The organism is Tritonibacter sp. AK171 (assembly GCF_030127025.1).
GTDB lineage: Bacteria > Pseudomonadota > Alphaproteobacteria > Rhodobacterales > Rhodobacteraceae > Epibacterium > Epibacterium mobile.
In genome coordinates this window covers 40,563-58,233 of the sequence record NZ_CP126134.1, presented here as the reverse complement: position 1 = coordinate 58,233, position 17,671 = coordinate 40,563, and the positions used below count along the sequence as shown (strand labels likewise).

14 protein-coding genes and 1 pseudogene are annotated in these 17,671 nt (G+C 57.0%); 11 read left to right on the top strand and 4 right to left on the bottom strand.

Going from position 1 to position 17,671, the window contains the following annotated elements:
• The first annotated feature begins 33 nt into the window (after positions 1-33).
• Entirely contained in the window at positions 34-624 is a 591-nt protein-coding gene (locus tag QNI81_RS00255; protein ID WP_283967010.1) for a glutathione S-transferase family protein, read from the top strand.
• On the opposite strand, the gene QNI81_RS00250 is transcribed toward QNI81_RS00255, so the two are convergent.
• Positions 597-1,793 carry a TIGR03862 family flavoprotein gene (locus tag QNI81_RS00250; protein ID WP_283967009.1) on the bottom strand — a complete coding sequence of 399 codons (1,197 nt, stop codon included), beginning with the start codon at positions 1,791-1,793 and terminating at the stop codon, positions 597-599. The two genes, QNI81_RS00255 and QNI81_RS00250, sit on opposite strands and share 28 nt — an antisense overlap.
• Positions 1,794-2,021: 228 nt before the next feature.
• On the opposite strand from QNI81_RS00250, the gene QNI81_RS00245 reads away from it, so the two are divergent.
• A complete protein-coding gene (locus tag QNI81_RS00245) occupies positions 2,022-3,725 on the top strand; it encodes an ABC transporter ATP-binding protein (RefSeq protein ID WP_283967008.1) in 1,704 nt (567 codons plus the stop codon).
• Positions 3,726-3,784: 59 nt separating this feature from the next.
• Here QNI81_RS00245 and QNI81_RS00240 read toward each other — a convergent pair whose 3' ends face one another.
• Entirely contained in the window at positions 3,785-5,227 is a 1,443-nt protein-coding gene (locus QNI81_RS00240; protein WP_283967007.1) for an NCS1 family nucleobase:cation symporter-1, read from the bottom strand.
• Positions 5,228-5,398: 171 nt separating this feature from the next.
• On the opposite strand from QNI81_RS00240, the gene QNI81_RS00235 reads away from it, so the two are divergent.
• Both QNI81_RS00235 and QNI81_RS00230 read left to right on the top strand, forming a co-directional pair.
• Positions 5,399-6,055, top strand: coding sequence for a GntR family transcriptional regulator (locus QNI81_RS00235; RefSeq protein ID WP_283967006.1), 657 nt, complete (start codon positions 5,399-5,401; stop codon positions 6,053-6,055).
• 188 nt (positions 6,056-6,243) lie between these two features.
• Positions 6,244-7,854, top strand: a complete 1,611-nt coding sequence (locus QNI81_RS00230) for a BCCT family transporter (protein WP_009177408.1) — start codon at positions 6,244-6,246, stop codon at positions 7,852-7,854.
• A 233-nt stretch (positions 7,855-8,087) separates the two neighbouring features.
• On the opposite strand, the gene QNI81_RS00225 is transcribed toward QNI81_RS00230, so the two are convergent.
• The gene (locus QNI81_RS00225; protein WP_283967005.1) at positions 8,088-9,128 is read right to left on the bottom strand and encodes a zinc-dependent alcohol dehydrogenase family protein; all 1,041 of its coding nucleotides are present in this window, start codon (positions 9,126-9,128) and stop codon (positions 8,088-8,090) included.
• 143 nt (positions 9,129-9,271) lie between these two features.
• On the opposite strand from QNI81_RS00225, the gene QNI81_RS00220 reads away from it, so the two are divergent.
• From QNI81_RS00220 to QNI81_RS00190, 7 genes and pseudogenes are all read left to right on the top strand, one after another.
• Complete coding sequence (locus QNI81_RS00220) at positions 9,272-9,748, top strand: Lrp/AsnC family transcriptional regulator (RefSeq protein WP_065325458.1); 477 nt, start codon at positions 9,272-9,274, stop codon at positions 9,746-9,748.
• 175 nt (positions 9,749-9,923) lie between these two features.
• Positions 9,924-10,973, top strand: coding sequence for a dipeptidase (locus QNI81_RS00215; protein ID WP_283967004.1), 1,050 nt, complete (start codon positions 9,924-9,926; stop codon positions 10,971-10,973).
• A gap of 61 nt (positions 10,974-11,034) precedes the next feature.
• Positions 11,035-12,633, top strand: coding sequence for an ABC transporter substrate-binding protein (locus tag QNI81_RS00210; protein WP_168576474.1), 1,599 nt, complete (start codon positions 11,035-11,037; stop codon positions 12,631-12,633).
• Between the two features lie 67 nt (positions 12,634-12,700).
• Positions 12,701-13,693 (top strand): ABC transporter permease, encoded by a 993-nt coding sequence (locus QNI81_RS00205; RefSeq protein WP_081285533.1) that lies wholly within the window; start codon positions 12,701-12,703, stop codon positions 13,691-13,693.
• Positions 13,690-14,607, top strand: a complete 918-nt coding sequence (locus QNI81_RS00200) for an ABC transporter permease (RefSeq protein WP_283967003.1) — start codon at positions 13,690-13,692, stop codon at positions 14,605-14,607. The genes QNI81_RS00205 and QNI81_RS00200 overlap by 4 nt, the downstream gene beginning before the upstream one ends.
• Positions 14,608-14,687: 80 nt before the next feature.
• Positions 14,688-15,461, top strand: a pseudogene (locus QNI81_RS00195) (ABC transporter ATP-binding protein); the annotation flags it as partial.
• Positions 15,458-16,228, top strand: a complete 771-nt coding sequence (locus QNI81_RS00190; protein ID WP_283967001.1) for an ABC transporter ATP-binding protein — start codon at positions 15,458-15,460, stop codon at positions 16,226-16,228. The pseudogene QNI81_RS00195 and the gene QNI81_RS00190, both read left to right, overlap by 4 nt.
• A gap of 64 nt (positions 16,229-16,292) precedes the next feature.
• Here the strand turns inward: QNI81_RS00190 and QNI81_RS00185 are convergent, their stop codons facing one another.
• Positions 16,293-17,498 (bottom strand): cation:proton antiporter, encoded by a 1,206-nt coding sequence (locus tag QNI81_RS00185; protein WP_283967000.1) that lies wholly within the window; start codon positions 17,496-17,498, stop codon positions 16,293-16,295.
• Between the last annotated feature and the right edge of the window lie 173 nt (positions 17,499-17,671).

Genomic DNA, 17,671 nt, shown 5'->3' with positions numbered 1-17,671 from the left:
AAACCTGCCCGCAAGCGAGCGAGGAGAATTTTCATGTATAAAGTGATCGGCTTCCCATTGACCCGCACCTTTCGGGTGCTCTGGGCGCTGGAAGAACTGGGGCAAGCCTATGAGTTGACCCCGGCAAAGCCACAAAGCGATGAAGCACGGGCTGCCAATCCTTCGGGCAAGATCCCGGTGTTGATCGAGGCCGGTGAAAGCATCACCGATTCCATCGCGATCATCACTTATCTTGCGGACAAACATGGGGCTCTGACGGCGCCTGCGGGCACCTTGGCACGCGCCAAGCAAGATTCGATCACCAATATGATAAATGACGAGATGGACGCGATCCTCTGGGCCGCTGCCCGTCACACCTTTGTCCTGCCCGAAGAGCACCGGGTTCCTGAGGTCAAAACCTCGCTGCGGTGGGAATTTTCCAATTCGATAATACGGGTTGAGTCCCGGCTGACAGATGAGTTTATCGCAGGCGATCAATTCACCATTGCTGATATTCTGCTCACTCATTGTCTCAATTGGGCACGGGGCGCGAATTTCGATGTCGAGAGCGAAGCCCTGCTAGATTATGGCAAACGCATGCGCGCACGTCCTGCCTTTCAGCGTGTTGCAGAACTGGCCAAGTAACGTGCAGCCGCCTGCCCGGCCCAGCGCCCGGTGGCAAAGCAGGCAGTCAGCAGATAGCCACCTGTAGGTGCATCCCAATCCAGCATTTCCCCGGCGCAGAACGTGCCGGGGATCGCTTTTAGCATCAGACCACCATCAAGCGCATCGCGGCGCACGCCGCCCGCAGTCGAGATCGCCTCATCTATCGGACGTAAGCCTGCGTGACGCACTGGCAGATGTTTGATGACATGCGCTAGGTCTTGCGCATGCTGCGGGAGCGGGCGGCCAAACTCCTGCAGCAAGGCCATTTTTACTGGAGCGATCTTCAGCACCCGACGCATATGGTTGGCCCAGCTGGCCTTGCCGCGCGGTCGCGCCAGACGTGTTGCAAGGTCATCTTCAGTCAGATCCGGTGCAAGATCTACGAACAAGTCATGCCCTTCGCGCAGCGCAGGTGTCAGCGCGTATAGTCCCCCGCCCTCGATGCCGCGCTTTGCAAGCGTCGCCTCGCCGCGTCCCTGCAGATCACCCGCCTGCCACGCAACCGCCTTGAGCGCCGCTCCGAAATGCGGGGTCATGTGGTCGCTCCACGAGATCGAGAGCGCAGCATTTGAAGGCTGAAACGGAGCCAGCGCCACGCCGCGTGCCGCCAGTGTCGCCGCCCATGCGCCGTCGGACCCAAGCCGCGCCCAGCTTGCTCCGCCCAGCGCAAGTATGGTCGCACGCGCACGAATAAACTGTGGCCCTGCGGCGGTTTCAAACTTCAATTGCCCGTCCTGCCAACCGCTCCAACGCCAGCCAAGCTGCCGGGCCACGCCATGACTGTCCAATTCCGCGAGCCACGCCCGCAACAGAGGCGATCCTTTCATAACGGTAGGAAAGACCCGCCCGGTAGAGCCTGTAAACAGCTCCTGCCCCAATCCACGCGCCCAATCCTGCACAGCCGCTGCATCAAAAGCCCGGATCATCGGCCCCAGCCACTCCGCTGCTTCACGGTAATGCTCCAACAACGCCTCACAAGGTTCGTCCTTGGTCAGGTTCAAGCCGGATTTCCCTGCCATCAGGAATTTGCGGGCCGGTGAGGGCTTGGCCTCAACCAACAGAACCCGGTGACCCTGGCGTGCGATTTCGCCTGCAGCCATTAACCCGGCCGGGCCACCACCGATCACGACTGCATCCCAGTCCTGCATGCTTTTGCCTCTTGCTTGCCTTCGCAATGTGGGATCTGCCGGAAGCATATGCCCGCAGCCCCTACATCCCACGTCCTGCCGGTCATCACCAGACATGATGCGCGCCTACGTCTGCACAGATCCCTCACAGTTGCAGCGGATGCGCCTATGGTGCCACTCTTGCAAAACACGTATAGCGATGCCGGGATTGAAACCGCCCCCGCGCATTTGACATAGAAATACACCGCCATGATCCGACAGTTTTTCGACTATTACCGCCCGTGGAAGACCTTGTTCTTTCTCGATTTTGGCTGCGCCGTCGCTTCCGGCTTGTTGGAGCTTGCGTTCCCTGTGGCCATCAAAGGTTTTATCGATGTTTTGCTTCCGCGTGGCGATTTGTGGCTCACGGTTCTAGCCGCAATTGGCCTGCTGGCTATCTATCTGGTCAACTCCGGATTGATGGCCATTGTGATCTACTGGGGGCACAAGCTGGGCATCAACATCGAAACCGAGATGCGTCGCAAAGCCTTTGACCAGCTGCAACGGCTGTCGTTTTCCTATTTCGACAAAGTCCGTACCGGCAAACTGGTCGCGCGCGTGACCCGTGATCTGGAAGAAATCGGCGAGGTTGCGCACCATGGCCCCGAAGATCTCTTTGTTGCGCTCATGACTTTTATCGGCGCGTTTCTCATGATGCTAATGATCGACATGCGTCTTGCGCTCATTACCGCGACGATTTTCCCGCTCTGCGTGATTATCGTAATGGTCTTTGGTGGGCGCATGACGCGCACATGGCAGGCGATCTATTCTCGCGTCGCGGATTTCAATATTCGCCTTGAGGAAAATGTCGGTGGTATTCGCGTGGTGCAGGCCTTTGCCAATGAAGAGCATGAAAAACGCCTCTTTGCCGACGACAACGCCCGCTACCGCGACACCAAGCTTGCGGCCTATAAGGTCATGGCCGCCTCCTCGACCATCAACTACATGGGCATGCGTTTTGTGCAGGTTCTGGTGATGGTGGCAGGCGCAATCTTCGTGCTGCGCGGAGAACTGACAACCGGCGGCTTTGTCGCCTTCCTGTTGCTGGTCGGGCTGTTCTTTCGCCCGCTCGAAAAAATCGCTGCCGTGATCGAACTTTACCCACGTGGGATTGCCGGGTTTAAACGATATCTGGAGCTTCTGGCCATTGAGCCAGAGGTGGAAGACAGCCCCGATACCCGCCCTGCCCCTGATCTGCGCGGCGCAGTTCAGTTTGAAAACGTGACATTCGGCTATGATCAGCAGCGCCCGGTGCTCGACGGGATCTCGCTTGATGTCGCCGCTGGCGAAACCGTGGCTTTTGTCGGCCCGTCCGGCGCGGGCAAGACGTCACTCTTGGCGCTGGTACCACGTTTTTATGAACCCCAGTCTGGCCGGGTACTGATCGACGGGCATGATATTCGCACGCTTACTTTGCGTTCCTTGCGCACGCAGATCGGGATCGTCAGTCAGGATGTATTCCTGTTTGGCGGCTCGCTGCGCGAAAATATCGCCTATGGCCGATTGGACGCCACCGAAGAAGAAATCCGCCTCGCCGCCCAAAAAGCCCGCCTGAGCGATATGATCGACCAATTGCCAGACGGGCTTGATACTATCGTGGGCGAACGGGGCGTAACGCTCTCGGGCGGGCAAAAACAACGTGTGGCCATCGCCCGGATTTTCCTGCGCAACCCGCCAATCCTCATTCTGGATGAGGCCACTTCCGCACTTGATACCGAGACCGAACGCCAGATCCAAAGAGCCCTTGAAGATCTCTCGGTGGGGCGCACGACATTTGTGATCGCCCATCGGCTCAGCACGATCCGCGATGCGGACCATATCGCCGTGATGGAAGCCGGGCGCATTGTCGAAGTGGGCACCCATGCGGAACTCCTTGCCCGCAATGGGAGCTATTCAAGGCTGAGTGCTGCGTGAAACAAATAAGCGGGCCGGTGAGATCCCACTCACCGGCCCGCATCATTAATACCCCAAGCTTAGCGCGTGACGTGGTCGCGGGCGAGCATGTGGTAGACCACGCCCCCCAGAAGCGCACCAATTACCCAGTTGTAGCCTGACAGGAAGGCAAACCATGGCACCCAGACGGTTGCGACCGAGAAGATCGCCGCCAGCCCAAAGGCCTTGACCGCTGCACCGTTCCAACCCTCGTTGTAATGATAGGTGCCGCCATCCATGTTATAGAGATCATCTACATTGAGCTGTTCTTTGCGGTGGACGTAGTAATCCACGATCATGATCCCAAAGATCGGGGCGAGCGTTGCGCCGAGTGTATTCACAAAACCGCCGATGCCGAACTGACTAATAAAACTGGTCCAGAAACCGCCAATGACCAGCGCAAACACCGATGTAATCAGGCCCGCTTTGCGAAAGCTGATCTTTTCAGGGGACAGGTTGGCAATGCCATTCACCGCAGGGATGAAATTTGCCACGAGGTTGATGCCCACTGTTGCCGCAAAGAAGGTGATCGCTGCGATGATGCCCAGCAGCACACTGTCCGTGCGCTCCACAATTTCAGCCGGGTTGATGATCGCCTCGCCGTAGACCACCGCTGCACCACCGGTCGTCAATAGGGCCAAAGCTGAGAACAGGATCATGTTGAAGGGCAACCCCGCAAGATTTCCGAGCACCATCGTCGGCTTGTCCTTGGCGTAGCGGGAGAAATCGCTGAAGTTGATCATCACCGCCGCGAAATAGGCGACCATCGTGCCAACGATGGCAATAAACCCTTTGAATTCAGTCCAGAAAGTGCCCTCGGGATTGGCAAAGATGGTAGCCGTCGCCGCCAGAAGCTGCCCGTCCGAGCGCTGCCAAAGTACAGCCAGCAACCCGATCATGACCAGATAGACAAACGGCCCCGCGATATTGAGGAAAGTCTCTACCCAGCCCATGCCGCGCCAGAAGATCACGATGTGAAACACCCAGACCATCACAAACGAAATCCAGTCGATCCCTGTGAGGCCCAGTATCTCCGCACCTCCACCAAGGCCGGTAATCGACCGGATCAACAGCGCCAATGCGGTTGAGGCAAAATAGACCTGCACCCCATACCAGAACACCGCAACCGTTGCGCGCAATACTGCAGGCAGCTTCGCGCCCTGTGTACCGAGGCTCGCGCGTGCCAGCACCGGATAAGGAATGCCATATTTCTCACCCGCAGCACCGGACAGATTCACCATCCACATCACAAAAACCCCGGAGGCGATCAGCGCTGCAAACGCTGTCCAGCCGCCAACCCCATAGGAGATGAACAGCGACGCCACCAATGAATAGCCAAAGAGCGACTGCACATCATTTGCCCAGATGTTGAAAATGGCAAACCAGCCCCAGGTTTTTTCATCCGTGCCAACAGGGTTGAGTGTATTGCCGTCCGGGTCCAGCGTATCGCCGCTGGTCACATGTATTTCATCAGTTGCGGTCATGTTTTTCTCCCTAAAGCCCCGTGCCCGGGCGACCGTCAACCGGGCCACCTCATTCATGCGATTATTGAGCTTGCAACTAACATGTTAGAAGGTATTCTAGAAACTACACTATAAAAAATTTTAGGTAGGACCTTAAGGAAACTCTAGGAAATACCGCACGAGGGTCTGTCGATGAACCAGATGCAGGACGGCCAGCTTCTAGCAGAGCAGGCACAAGAGGCGCTTTGGGATGCGCTCCGCAACGGCACGCTGCGCGACGGGCAATTTCTGTCTATGTCTCAACTGGTTGAGATCCTTGAGTTTCCTCTTGCCGCGACTCGTGAGGCCGTGAAACAGGCGTGCTCACAAGGGCTGTTGACCACATGGCCCAAGCGTGGCGTACAGGTGATGGAAGCCCGCTCTGAAACGATCCGCGACTGTCTCGACTTTCGGATGGTGCTTGATCAGGAAGGCGCACGCAGGCGGATTCAGCAGGGCGACCTGACCGGGCTGGATGCTTTGCGTGCACAACATGAGACGCTTCGCGACGCTGCCGCAAATAACACTGCCAATGATCTGCCGCCGCAAGCGATCGGGATTGATTTGTCACTGCATGACTATCTGGCGGCGGGGTTGAATAATCCGCAATTGGCAGCGGCTTATAGCGCCAATCGCATGCGTATTGCCATTATCCAGAATGTGCGCCCCTTCCTTCAGGTGCGGATTGTGTCCGCAATGGAAGAGCATCTTGCGATTATTGAAGCATTACAGAGCGGGGACACAGCCGCTGCGACCGATGCGATCCGCCATCATTGCGAGCAAACTCTACAATGGTGGGGCGTGGATTAGAGCCGCTCTTTTCTATCGCCAAAATCAGAACACCCCACCCGAAGACTCCCGGCTTTCGGTATATTGCGCACGCTCTGCGCATCCAGAAATTTCGCCCTTAGGTGGAACTAATTTGTTCACGTCTGCGTTAGGTCAACGCGCCTCCATTAGGCGCCAATAGTTGATTTATAGAACAAAGGGATCATTGGATGCAGGGATTGATAAAACGCCTCGGCCTCAGGACCGACCCATATATTTTCTTCATCTCCGCCATTTTTACAGCCCTTTTTGTGCTCGCTCTGGTGATCGCTCCCGAAGAGATCGGCAACGCCTTTGCAGTGGGGCGTGCATGGATTGTTTCGCGGCTTGGCTGGTTTTTCATACTAGGTGTCAACGTCTGGCTCGGCTTCTTGATCTGGGCCGCGATGAGCCGTCACGGCCATATCCGCCTTGGGCCGCGGGACTGTCGACCGGACTATTCCAGCCTGTCATGGTTCACCATGCTGTTTGCCGGTGGGATAGGCACCGTTTTGATGTTCTGGGGTGTCGCTGAACCCATCAGCCATTTCTCCAACCCGCCACTGCCGGGGGTTGCACCCCATTCCGAAGAGGCCGCGCGCGACGCGATGTCCATCGCGATCTATCATCTGGGCTTGCACACATGGACCATCTTCGCCCTTCCGGGGCTGGCCTTTGCCTATTTCATCAACCGTTATGATCTGCCTGTACGTGTTAGTTCCGTTTTCTATCCGCTGCTCAGAGAGCGCATCTATGGCCCATGGGGAAAAGCCATTGATATCGTTTCTATTCTTGGCACTTTGTTCGGTGTTGCCGTGTCGCTGGGCCTTGGTTCATCACAAATTGCGGCAGGCCTGTCCGCGCTCTTCGGCTGGGATGCGGGTGTGCCGCTCAAGGTCGCCATTCTCGCGGTACTCACCGGGGTTGCCGTGATCTCGATCGTGGCGGGCCTCGACAAAGGGGTGAAGCTGCTCTCCAACATCAACATCGGGATGGCGGTTGGTCTCATGGTGTTTGTGCTGGTGACCGGATCAACGCTGTTCCTCTTGCGTGGCATGGTTGAAACGCTCGGCCTCTATCTGAGCAACTTGCCGAGGCTCGCCTTTTGGAACGACATGCTGGCCAATACCAATCCAGATAACGGCGACTGGGGCTGGCAGGGCAGCTGGACTGTATTCTATTGGGCGTGGACTGTGACATGGTCGCCCTTCATCGGCCTGTTTGTGGCGCGTATCTCGCGCGGGCGCACCATTCGTGAGTTCGTATTCGGTGTCCTGATGGCACCTTCGCTCTTTACCTTGGTGTGGTTCTCCATCTTCGGCTGGCAGGCCATGGAAATCGACGGCCTTGGTGTCGCCGCCCGTGCAGCATTGGGTGATCAGGCCGGAGCACTGAGTGCAGCCGTTTCCGAATCCGTCCCACTTGCCATGTTTGCGTTCTTTGAGAACTTCCCCTTCGCCACTTTTGTGCAGGGCATCGCGGTGTTGGTGGTTGCGATCTTCTTTGCCACCTCATCTGACTCGGCCTCTCTGGTGGTCGACATGCTCTGTACCGGCTCGTCCAAGCCCGGACCGGTCCAACAGCGCGTGTTCTGGGGCGTCTCGGAAGGATTGGTAGCCGCTATGCTGCTGATACTGGCCGGGGATCTGGGCCTTACGGCTTTGCAACAGGTCATCACTGTGGTCGGACTGCCGATCTTCTGTCTCGTGTTCATGATGATCCCCTCACTCATCAGGGGGTTCCGTAATGAGGATATCGACCATATCACCATCGGGAAACGGCCGGGCCTGAGAGAGTTCTGACTGGAAAGCCATTACAGAGCCACAAAAACTCAGAACCGGCTTAACCGGGCAAAGCCTGTGATCGGCCTCATTGCAGGCCGATCTTAAAATATCAAAGCACAAGCCGCAGCCACATCATCGGGCCACATGTGACGTGTCGAAGGATGCATTCTAATCCGATTTGTTTTTTGCACCGGACCAAGGGCCTGTATTCGCAGAGGCCGAGACCCGACAGTGTGCCGTCGGTCACATGCTCAAAACCGGGTGATGACGGTCGCGCCAACTGACTGGAATTTATCCATATTCATCAACGCTGATGGGGCTTCTTCAAGGCTGATTTCACGACCCACAAGTTTCTTTGGATCAAGTTTTCCCGAACTGATCATATCCAGCATGGCACCATAGCGATGCGCTTGCATCCCGTGAGACCCGAGGATTTCCAACTCATGCCCAATCACTTTTGCCATCGGAACCTGAGGCGAGCTATGTGCACCCAACATAAGGCCCACCTGGACGTGTTTACCACGCGGGCGCAAATTCTGGATCGAATTGAAGCAAGTCACCGGATGCCCCAACGCATCCAAGGAGACATGCGCGCCGCCACGGGACAATTCGATCACCGCCTCAGCCACATCCGCCACCTGAGCACCGTTGATGGCGGCAACCGCACCAAGCTCTCTGGCGAGCGCCAGTTTTTCATCGTCAATATCAATGGCGATGACATTTGCCCCGACTGCATGGGCGATCATGACGGCCGACAAACCCACTCCGCCGCAGCCATGCACCGCAACCCATTGTCCAGCGCCAACTTTACCCTGATCGACGACAGCTCGAAATGAGGTTGCGAAACGGCAACCAAGGCTCGCGGCGGTCGCAAATTCCATGACATCCGGCAGCGCCACTACATTCAGATCCGCCTGATGAATGCCAACGTATTCCGCAAATGACCCCCAATGCGTGAACCCCGGTTGCTGCTGATTGAGGCATACCTGCTGCTGGCCTGCGTGACATTCTGGACATGAACCGCAGGCCGAAATGAATGGCACTGTCACACGATCACCGACCTTCCAGTTGGTCACGCTCCTGCCCACCGCTTCGATCACGCCTGCCAATTCGTGACCGGGTACATGTGGCAGATCAATGTCGCTGTCGTGCCCCATCCAACCATGCCAATCTGATCGGCACACACCAGTTGCCTCGACCTTGATGACCACACCATCAGGTTCTGGCGTCGGATCATCCACTGAGACGACCTTTGGAGCCTGTTCGAATTTCTCGTAGAGGACGGCTTTCATCGCGGCTGACCCTTCTGTAACGCGCTTTGATTGAGGTCACTCTACCCCGTAACCGCAAAATTACTTTGCCAATCTCCTCTGATCTGAAACAAAATGAGGCAGAACCCACTCGAATTCAGAAGCAACGCAGAGGTTTCTGCCCCGTGCCCGATATTGATGCTGCGAACGCCAAGATACTGTCTCTGCTGCAGGAGGATGGCCGCATGACCAATGCCCGTCTGGCTGAGCATCTGTCGATGAGCGAGACACCCTGCTGGCGTCGGCTAAAACGGCTAGAAGAGAGCGGCATTATCGAAGGCTATCAGGCCAATCTCAATCGTCGCAAACTGGGCCTTGGCGTCATGGCGTTTGTTCAGCTCAGCTGTTCAGAGCACGATCAAGCGGCCACCGCTGAGTTCCAACGTATCGTAGAGATCACTCCCAACATCCTCGCCTGTCACAACACGACCGGGGCGGATGATTTCCTGTTGGTCGTGGTGGCGCGCGATCTGGATGACTACAGCCGGTTTATTGACACAACGCTGCGCCAACTACCGGGCGTGACCAGCATTCGATCCAACCTGTCGCTCAAAGAGATGAAATCGTCGAGCAAACTACCCGTCGAGATCAGCCGCAGCTGATCGCCTTCGCAAGAGGCTGCCAGCCATTCAGTTGCGCGACGACTCCCGCTCTATCCTTGCCAAGTGAAGAAACTTCGAGCAGGTTTTACTATAAGTTACCGATCACATAGAAGCGACAGCCCCCGTAGCGTGCGACCATGCACTGCGTTGGGGGAGCATATTTACTGGGTGGACAATGAAAACACCGCTGATTTTCGACGGTCACAACGATCTTCTGCTGCGCCTTCATAATGGCGATGTGAGCTTGGACGATACAGGGGTTTTAGGGGGAGGAGGGCGTCAGATTGATGTCCAAAAAGCCCAAACCGGGGGATTTGCGGGCGGTTTTTTCGCAATCTTCATTCCGGGCGGGGACTCCCTTTCTCATGATGATGAGATGATGAAGGATGCCTATGATTTGCCTCTGCCTGCGATGGTAGACTGGCAAGACGCGATCAAGGTTGCCTTGTCTCAGGCCTCAATCTTGATCGAGTTGGAGCGCCGGGGCGCTGTGCGAATCTGCCGTTCCACCGCAGATATTCGTGCCGCCATGACGGAGGGCCGTATGGCCGCGATCCTGCATATGGAAGGCGCCGAAGCGATCGACCCGGAGTTCAATACGCTGGAGGTTCTACATTCGGCGGGCCTACGCTCACTGGGGCCTGTCTGGAGCCGCCCGACGTTGTTTGGGCATGGTGTTCCGTTTCGCTTTCCTTCCAGTGGTGACACTGGCGAAGGGCTGACACCCGACGGCATTCGCCTGATCAAACGCTGCAACGAACTGCGGATAATGATTGATCTGTCGCATATGAACGAAGCAGGCTTTTGGGATGTCGCCCGCATCAGCGACGCGCCCTTGGTTGCAACACATTCGAATGCCGGGGCCCTGACGCGCCACAGCCGCAATCTCTCAGACCGCCAACTGCATGCGATCCGCGATAGTGACGGGATCGTGGGACTGAACTTTGCCGTTGCTTTCCTGCGAGAAGACGGGCGGATGGACGAGAACACACCAATTTCGCGAATGCTCGATCATCTGGACTATCTGATTGCGGAAGTGGGTGAAGACCGGGTTGGCATGGGGTCCGATTTTGACGGTGCGACCGTACCCGCAGAAATCGGCACCATCGCCGGGTTGCCTGCCTTGCGCGAGGCCATGATCCAGCGCGGCTATGATGCCGCACTGATGAAGAAACTCTGCCATGAAAACTGGCTGCGTGTCCTTGGGGAAACCTGGGGAGAATAACAAAAAGCCGAAGAAAAAATCGGCACCATAATAACCAAATCACAAACAGGGAGTTCATTACATGAACGTGTTTACAAGACTGATTAGCTCGGCGGCTCTGGGGTTGGCCATGGGGGTCACAGCACTGCCAGCATTGTCCGCCACGCCAGACAATATGCTGGTGATCGCAAATCGCATCGACGACATCACCACGCTGGATCCAGCCCAGAGTTTTGAGTTTGCGGGCGCAGACGTCATCCGCAATATCTACGGCAAGCTGGTGAATTTCGACCCGTCCAATCTCGACGCAGGTTATCAGCCCGATCTGGCAGAAAGCTGGACAGTCTCAGAAGATGGCAAGACGATTACTTTCACCATGCGTGAGGGCGTGAAGTTCCATTCCGGCAATCCCGTGCGCGCAGAGGATGCGGCCTTCTCGCTCCGACGGGTTGTCAAACTGAACAAAACACCTGCGTTTATCCTGACGCAATTTGGCTTCACACCTGAAAACGTGGATGAGGTCATCACTGTCGACGGCAACACCCTGTCGATCACCACCGACAAACGCTATGCGACTTCGTTTGTCTTGAACTGTCTGACGGCAACGCTGGGCGCAATTGTCGACGAAAAACTGGTGATGGAGCACGAAAAAGACGGCGACATGGGCAACGAGTGGCTGATGACCAACTCTGCTGGGTCCGGCCCCTACACGCTGTCCTCTTGGAAGCCCAAGGAAAGCGTCACGCTGACTGCCAACCCGGATTACTACGATGGCGCACCTGCGATGCAGCGCGTTATCGTGCGTCACGTTCAGGAAAGCGCGACCCAGCGCCTGATGCTGGAGCGCGGCGATGTCGACGTGGCGCGAGACCTGACGCCCGCTGATGTGGATGGCCTTGACGGCGTTGAGGGTGTCGGAGTCCAGCGCGAGATGCGTGGCCGTCTGATGTATGTGTCTTTCAACCAGAAGCACCCCGAACTGTCGAAGCCACAGGTGCGTCAGGCGCTGAAGTACCTGATCGACTATGATGGGATGGAAAACAGCTTTCTCAAGAACTGGTATGTGAAGCACCAGAATTTCCTGCCCAAAACCTATCTGGGTGCGGTGGATGAAAATCCGTTCTCGCTCAATCTGGAAAAAGCCAAAGACCTGCTGGCAGAGGCGGGCGTGCCTGAAGGCATGGAGCTGACCGTTGGCGTGCGCGAGGCACAAGAGCGGCTGGAGATCGCGCAATCGTTGCAGAACACCTTTGCGCAGGCGGGCATCAAGCTGAACCTTGAGGTGGGCACCGGCAAGCAGATCCTCGGGAAATACCGGGCGCGTGAACTGGATATCTACCTCGGCGCATGGGGTCCGGATTACCCTGATCCGCAGACCAATGCGGGCACCTTTGCTTACAATCCAGACAACTCTGATGAGGCCAATGCCACCGGTCTCTTGGCATGGCGCAACGCATGGGACACCGGTGGGTTGACCACTGAGGTCGAGGCGGCTGTGGTTGAAGGCGACACTGAAAAGCGTGCTGAGATGTATCACCAAATTCAGGCTCAGTTCCGTGAAACCTCACCCTTTGCAATCATGTTCCAACTGGTCGAACAGGCCGGCATTAGTGAAAATGTCGAGGGCCTGAACCTTGGCGGCGCGATCACCGCTGCGGCGTATTGGGACGTGACCAAATAAGATGGCGTTCTACAGCAACGTCCCGAAGAGGCAGCCCTGGCTGCCTCTTCCCCCATGGGCGCGAAGCATGGGGATTACCCTGCTTTCCGTGTCGATCACCATGCTCGGGCTTTTGTTCGTCACCTTCCTGATCGGGCGCGTCATGCCGATTGATCCGGTTCTGGCGGTTGTTGGCGAACGGGCAAGCGAAGAACAATACAATGCCGTCTATCAAGAGCTCGGCCTTGATCGGTCGCTCATTGTTCAGTTTTTCTACTACGTCGGGGATGTGTTGCAGGGTGATTTCGGCAAATCACTCCTGACCGCGCGCCCGGTGTCACAAGACATCGCCCGCGTCTTTCCCGCGACGTTTGAGCTGGCAACCATCGGCATCATCTTCGGCTGTGTGCTCGGCATACCCCTTGGGGTCATCGCAGCTGTACGCCGGGGGAGCTGGGTCGACCAGATCGCTCGCGTGGTCGCGCTTGTGGGTTATTCGATGCCGATTTTCTGGCTGGGTCTGATGGGGCTTTTGCTGTTTTACGGCATGCTCGGCTGGGTCGGCGGCCCCGGACGGCAAGGGATCTTTTACGAAGATATGATCCCGTCGGTCACTGGTATGATCCTAGTGGATTCGATTATCGCAGGTGACTGGGGGGCCTTTTGGGATGCCTTTTCCCATATCGTGCTGCCCGCATCGATCTTGGGCTATTACTCGCTGGCCTACATCAGCCGGATGACGCGCTCTTTTATGCTGGAGCAGCTCTCGGCAGAATATATCACCACGGCCCGCGTCAAAGGCATGAGCGAATGGGCCGTGGTTATGCATCATGCGTTCAAGAACATTCGCGTGCAGCTCATCACAGTGATCGCCCTGTCTTATGCAAACCTTCTGGAAGGGTCGGTTCTGACCGAGATCATCTTCTCGTGGCCGGGGATCGGGAACTACATCACCACGGCACTGCTGTCGGCAGATATGAACGCTGTGCTTGGCGGCACTGTCGTTGTGGGGCTGGTGTTTATCGTTCTCAATGTCTTTTCCGACCTCCTCTATAAAGTCTTTGATCCGAGGTCGAAATGAGCAGCCAGAGCATGACACTTCGAGAATGGCTTTTGTCGGAGACACCCACGTCGCGCCGTCAGGCCAGACTGGCCGCCTATTACAAGGGTTGGCTGACATTGCGGGCCAATCACATGGCGATGGCGGGGCTTGCCATCATCGTGCTGCTGGTGGGCGTTGCCATATTCGCGCCGCTGCTTGCGCCGCATGATCCCTACTATCAGGATCTGGGGAACAGGTTGCAGCCCCTGGGCACCGAGGGGCATGTCCTCGGGACGGATTCACTGGGTCGTGACATCCTGAGCCGTTTGATCTGGGGGGCGCGGATCACACTCTATATCGTGGCGCTGGTGGCAATGATCGCGCCCATTGTCGGTCTGCTGGTCGGAACCGTTTCCGGGTACGCGGGCGGCTGGGTCGATATCGTGCTGATGCGGGTGACGGATATTTTCCTCGCGTTTCCCCGCCTTGTGCTGGCGCTGGCCTTTGTGGCGGCACTAGGGGCCGGGATCGAGAATGCGGTTCTGGCAATCTCGCTCACCGCGTGGCCACCTTATGCGCGTCTGGCGCGGGCTGAAACCTTGACCATCCGCTCGTCGGATTTCATCAGCGCGATCCGGTTGCAAGGGGCAGGGCCGCTTCTGATTGTCACCAAACATATCTGGCCGCTGTGCATCAGTTCGCTGATCGTGCGGGTGACGCTGGATATGGCGGGGATCATTCTGGCGGCGGCGGGTCTTGGTTTTCTGGGCCTTGGTGCGCAACCTCCGAGCCCCGAATGGGGCGCGATGATTTCCGAGGGGCGCCGCTTCATTCTGGATTACTGGTGGGTCGCCACCATGCCCGGTCTTGCCATCTTTGCCGTTTCGCTGGCCTTCAACCTGTTGGGGGATGGTCTGCGCGATGTGCTTGATCCAAAGGACAGCAGCTCATGAGCACGCTTCTGGATATTGAAAATCTCTGGGTGAAGTTCCCGACCCGCAGCGGCATGTTCGATGCGGTGCGCGGCGTGAGCTTTTCTCTCGGGAAGGAACGGCTTGGCATTGTGGGGGAAAGCGGCTCTGGCAAATCCATGACTGGGCGCGCCATTCTGCGACTGATCCGCAAACCCGGCGTTGTCGAGGCCGGCCATATCAACCTACATGACACCAACCTTCTGGACCTGTCTGAGCGCGATATGCGCAAGGTGCGGGGAGAGAAGATCTCCATGGTGATGCAAGATCCCAAATTCTCGCTCAACCCGGTTGTCACCGTGGGCGATCAGATCATCGAGGCTTATCGCTTGCATGCCAAGGCCAGCAGGGCAGAGGCCCGTATGAAGGCCATCGAGATGCTGGAGGCGGTGTCGATCCGTGACCCCGAACGGGTGATGAAAGCCTATCCGCACGAGATGTCGGGCGGCATGGGCCAACGCATCATGATCGCGATGATGCTGATCCCGAACCCGGAAATATTGATCGCGGATGAACCCACGTCGGCGCTGGATGTTTCCGTGCAGGGGCAGGTTCTGTCCATCATGGACAAGCTGGTGCGCGAACGTGGCATGGGGCTGATTTTCATCAGTCATGATCTCAATCTGGTGTCGCAGTTCTGCGACCGGGTGCTGATTATGTATGCGGGCCGCATCATCGAGGTCTGCGATGCGGATAAGCTTCATGAGGCTCAACATCCCTATACTCAGGGGCTCTTGGGGTCGTTGCCGCGGTTCGATCAGCCGAAGGCGCGACTACAGGTGTTGGATCGCGACCCCCAATGGCGAGACGCCGCAAGCGTGGAGGGCAGACCATGAGCACAGCCATCGATATCAAAGGGTTGAACGTCTACTTTGGGGACAGTCACAACCTCTTTCACGCCGTCAAAAGTGCTGCTTTTGCGGTGGAAAGCGGCGCGAGCTTTGGTCTTGTGGGGGAGTCCGGGTCGGGCAAATCCACGATCCTGAAGGCGATCACCGGCCTTGCACCCTATTGGGAAGGCGAGATGACCGTGGCTGGCCAGCCGCTCGGGGCCAAGCGCGACCGGGTGTTTTACAAGACGGTACAGATGGTGTTTCAGGACCCCTATGCGTCACTGCATCCGCGCCAATCGGTCGATCAGGTGCTGTCGGAAACGCTGCGACTGCATGGGTTCAAGGACATCAACGACCGGGTCGACCAACTGCTGAAGGATGTCGGTCTTGGACCGGCGTTCCGGTTTCGCTATCCGCATCAGCTCTCGGGCGGACAGCGCCAGCGTGTCGCCATTGCCCGTGCGCTTGCGCCAAACCCAAAAATCCTGTTGCTGGATGAGCCAACATCGGCGCTGGATGTTTCGGTGCAGGCCGAAATCCTCAATCTGCTGAAGGATCTGCAGGCCGAGCATGACCTGACTTATGTGATGGTTTCGCATGACCTCGCAGTCGTGGCGCATATGTGTGATGCGGCAGCGGTGATGCGAAATGGTGAGATTGTGGAGATCCTCAGCATCGAGGATATGCGCGCCGGCAAAACCGCGCATGACTACACAATGCAGCTGTTGAACGCCTCAGCAAACCGCGTCGCCACAGTGGCGGCGGACTAAGCATAGGTGCGGGGCTGGCAAAGCAATCACCCGGCCCTGCACCCATTAGATCGCCGTGATGCGGCTACTGATCGGTCTTGCCGCTCATTCGACCAATCCGCGTGGCGAGTGGCGTGGACGTCAGCCCATGCAACAGGATCGACAGGCCCACCGTTAATGTCACGCAGGCCAGCAATTCTTCTTCGTTTGGGATATCAAACTGATCCATCATCAACAGGGTGAACAGGATTGAGGCCAGCCCACGCGGGCCAAACCAGCCAAGAAATAGCTTTTCTCTGGTCGCCAACCCACTGCCGGACAGAGATAGAAAGATTGGGACTACGCGCACCACTGTCAGAAACAAGAGCGCAAGAATCACTGTGGACATGCCAGCATGTGCCAACCCGTCAGGCAAGAGAAATGCCCCAAAAACCAAGAACGCAGCCATGGTGAGCAATTGCCCAGCGCCCTCCATAAACTCGCTGATGAAGTGAATATTGTGGCGATAGGAGTTGCCGAAAACCATCCCTGCAACAAAAGCGGCTATGAAGCCGTTGCCGTGGATTGCAACCGCCAACAGATAGGCGGCGAAGGCCGTGACCAAAAACACAATCGCGCCCGCCGCTTCCAGCATCACATCGCGGTTCTGCGCCCAATCCATCATCTTGGCAGCAGTCCGCCCCACCGCAATTCCTGCCAGCGGACCAAGGATCACTTCGATCAAAGCCTCAAGTGCCAGCCCATCGGTATTGGCTTCTCCGCCGACAGCAGAGGCCAGAATTGCCCCCGTAAGCACAAAGGGTAAAACCAGCCCATCGTTCAACCCGCTCTCAATATTGATCGTTTGCGCCAACCGGTCGGGAACATCCGGACTGTTGACAACCGATTGCCCCAGCGCCGCATCGGTAGGCGTCAGCACAGCCGCCGTAAGTAATGCGACGGCCAGACCAGAGGTCGGGTTCAGCCAAAATGCCACGGCGGTCCCCAGCGCAATCGTGAGCGGCAAACCTATGACCAGCATGCGCGTGGGATACTGCCAGTCCATCACGAGCTTGCGAAATCGTACGTGGCTCGCATCTGAAAACAGCACGAGGATCAATGTCACCTCAGCGAGGCCCTTCTTACCCTCATGGATCACATCACCCGGCAGCGCGTTCTGAAGTGGGGCAGAAAGTGCCAAGCCAAGACCAGTAAACAAAATTGGCAACGTCAAAAGGCTTCGATCAATCGCTTTACTGAAAAGAGAGTAAGCAGCAAAGGCAACGAGAACGATCAAAAAGAGTTCAGTCATGGGGCGTCTGGTTCCTCGTATCGTACCTTACGTTTTTCAAAGAATCCCTCGGAGAAGTAACTCGCTGAGGGTGTCATTTGGTCGGATGCATCGCGACATTCTATGTAGTTCGGCCCGAAAGCCCTGCTCTCGATACTGGCTGAGATACGCATTCCTCGAGTTTACAGATGGCG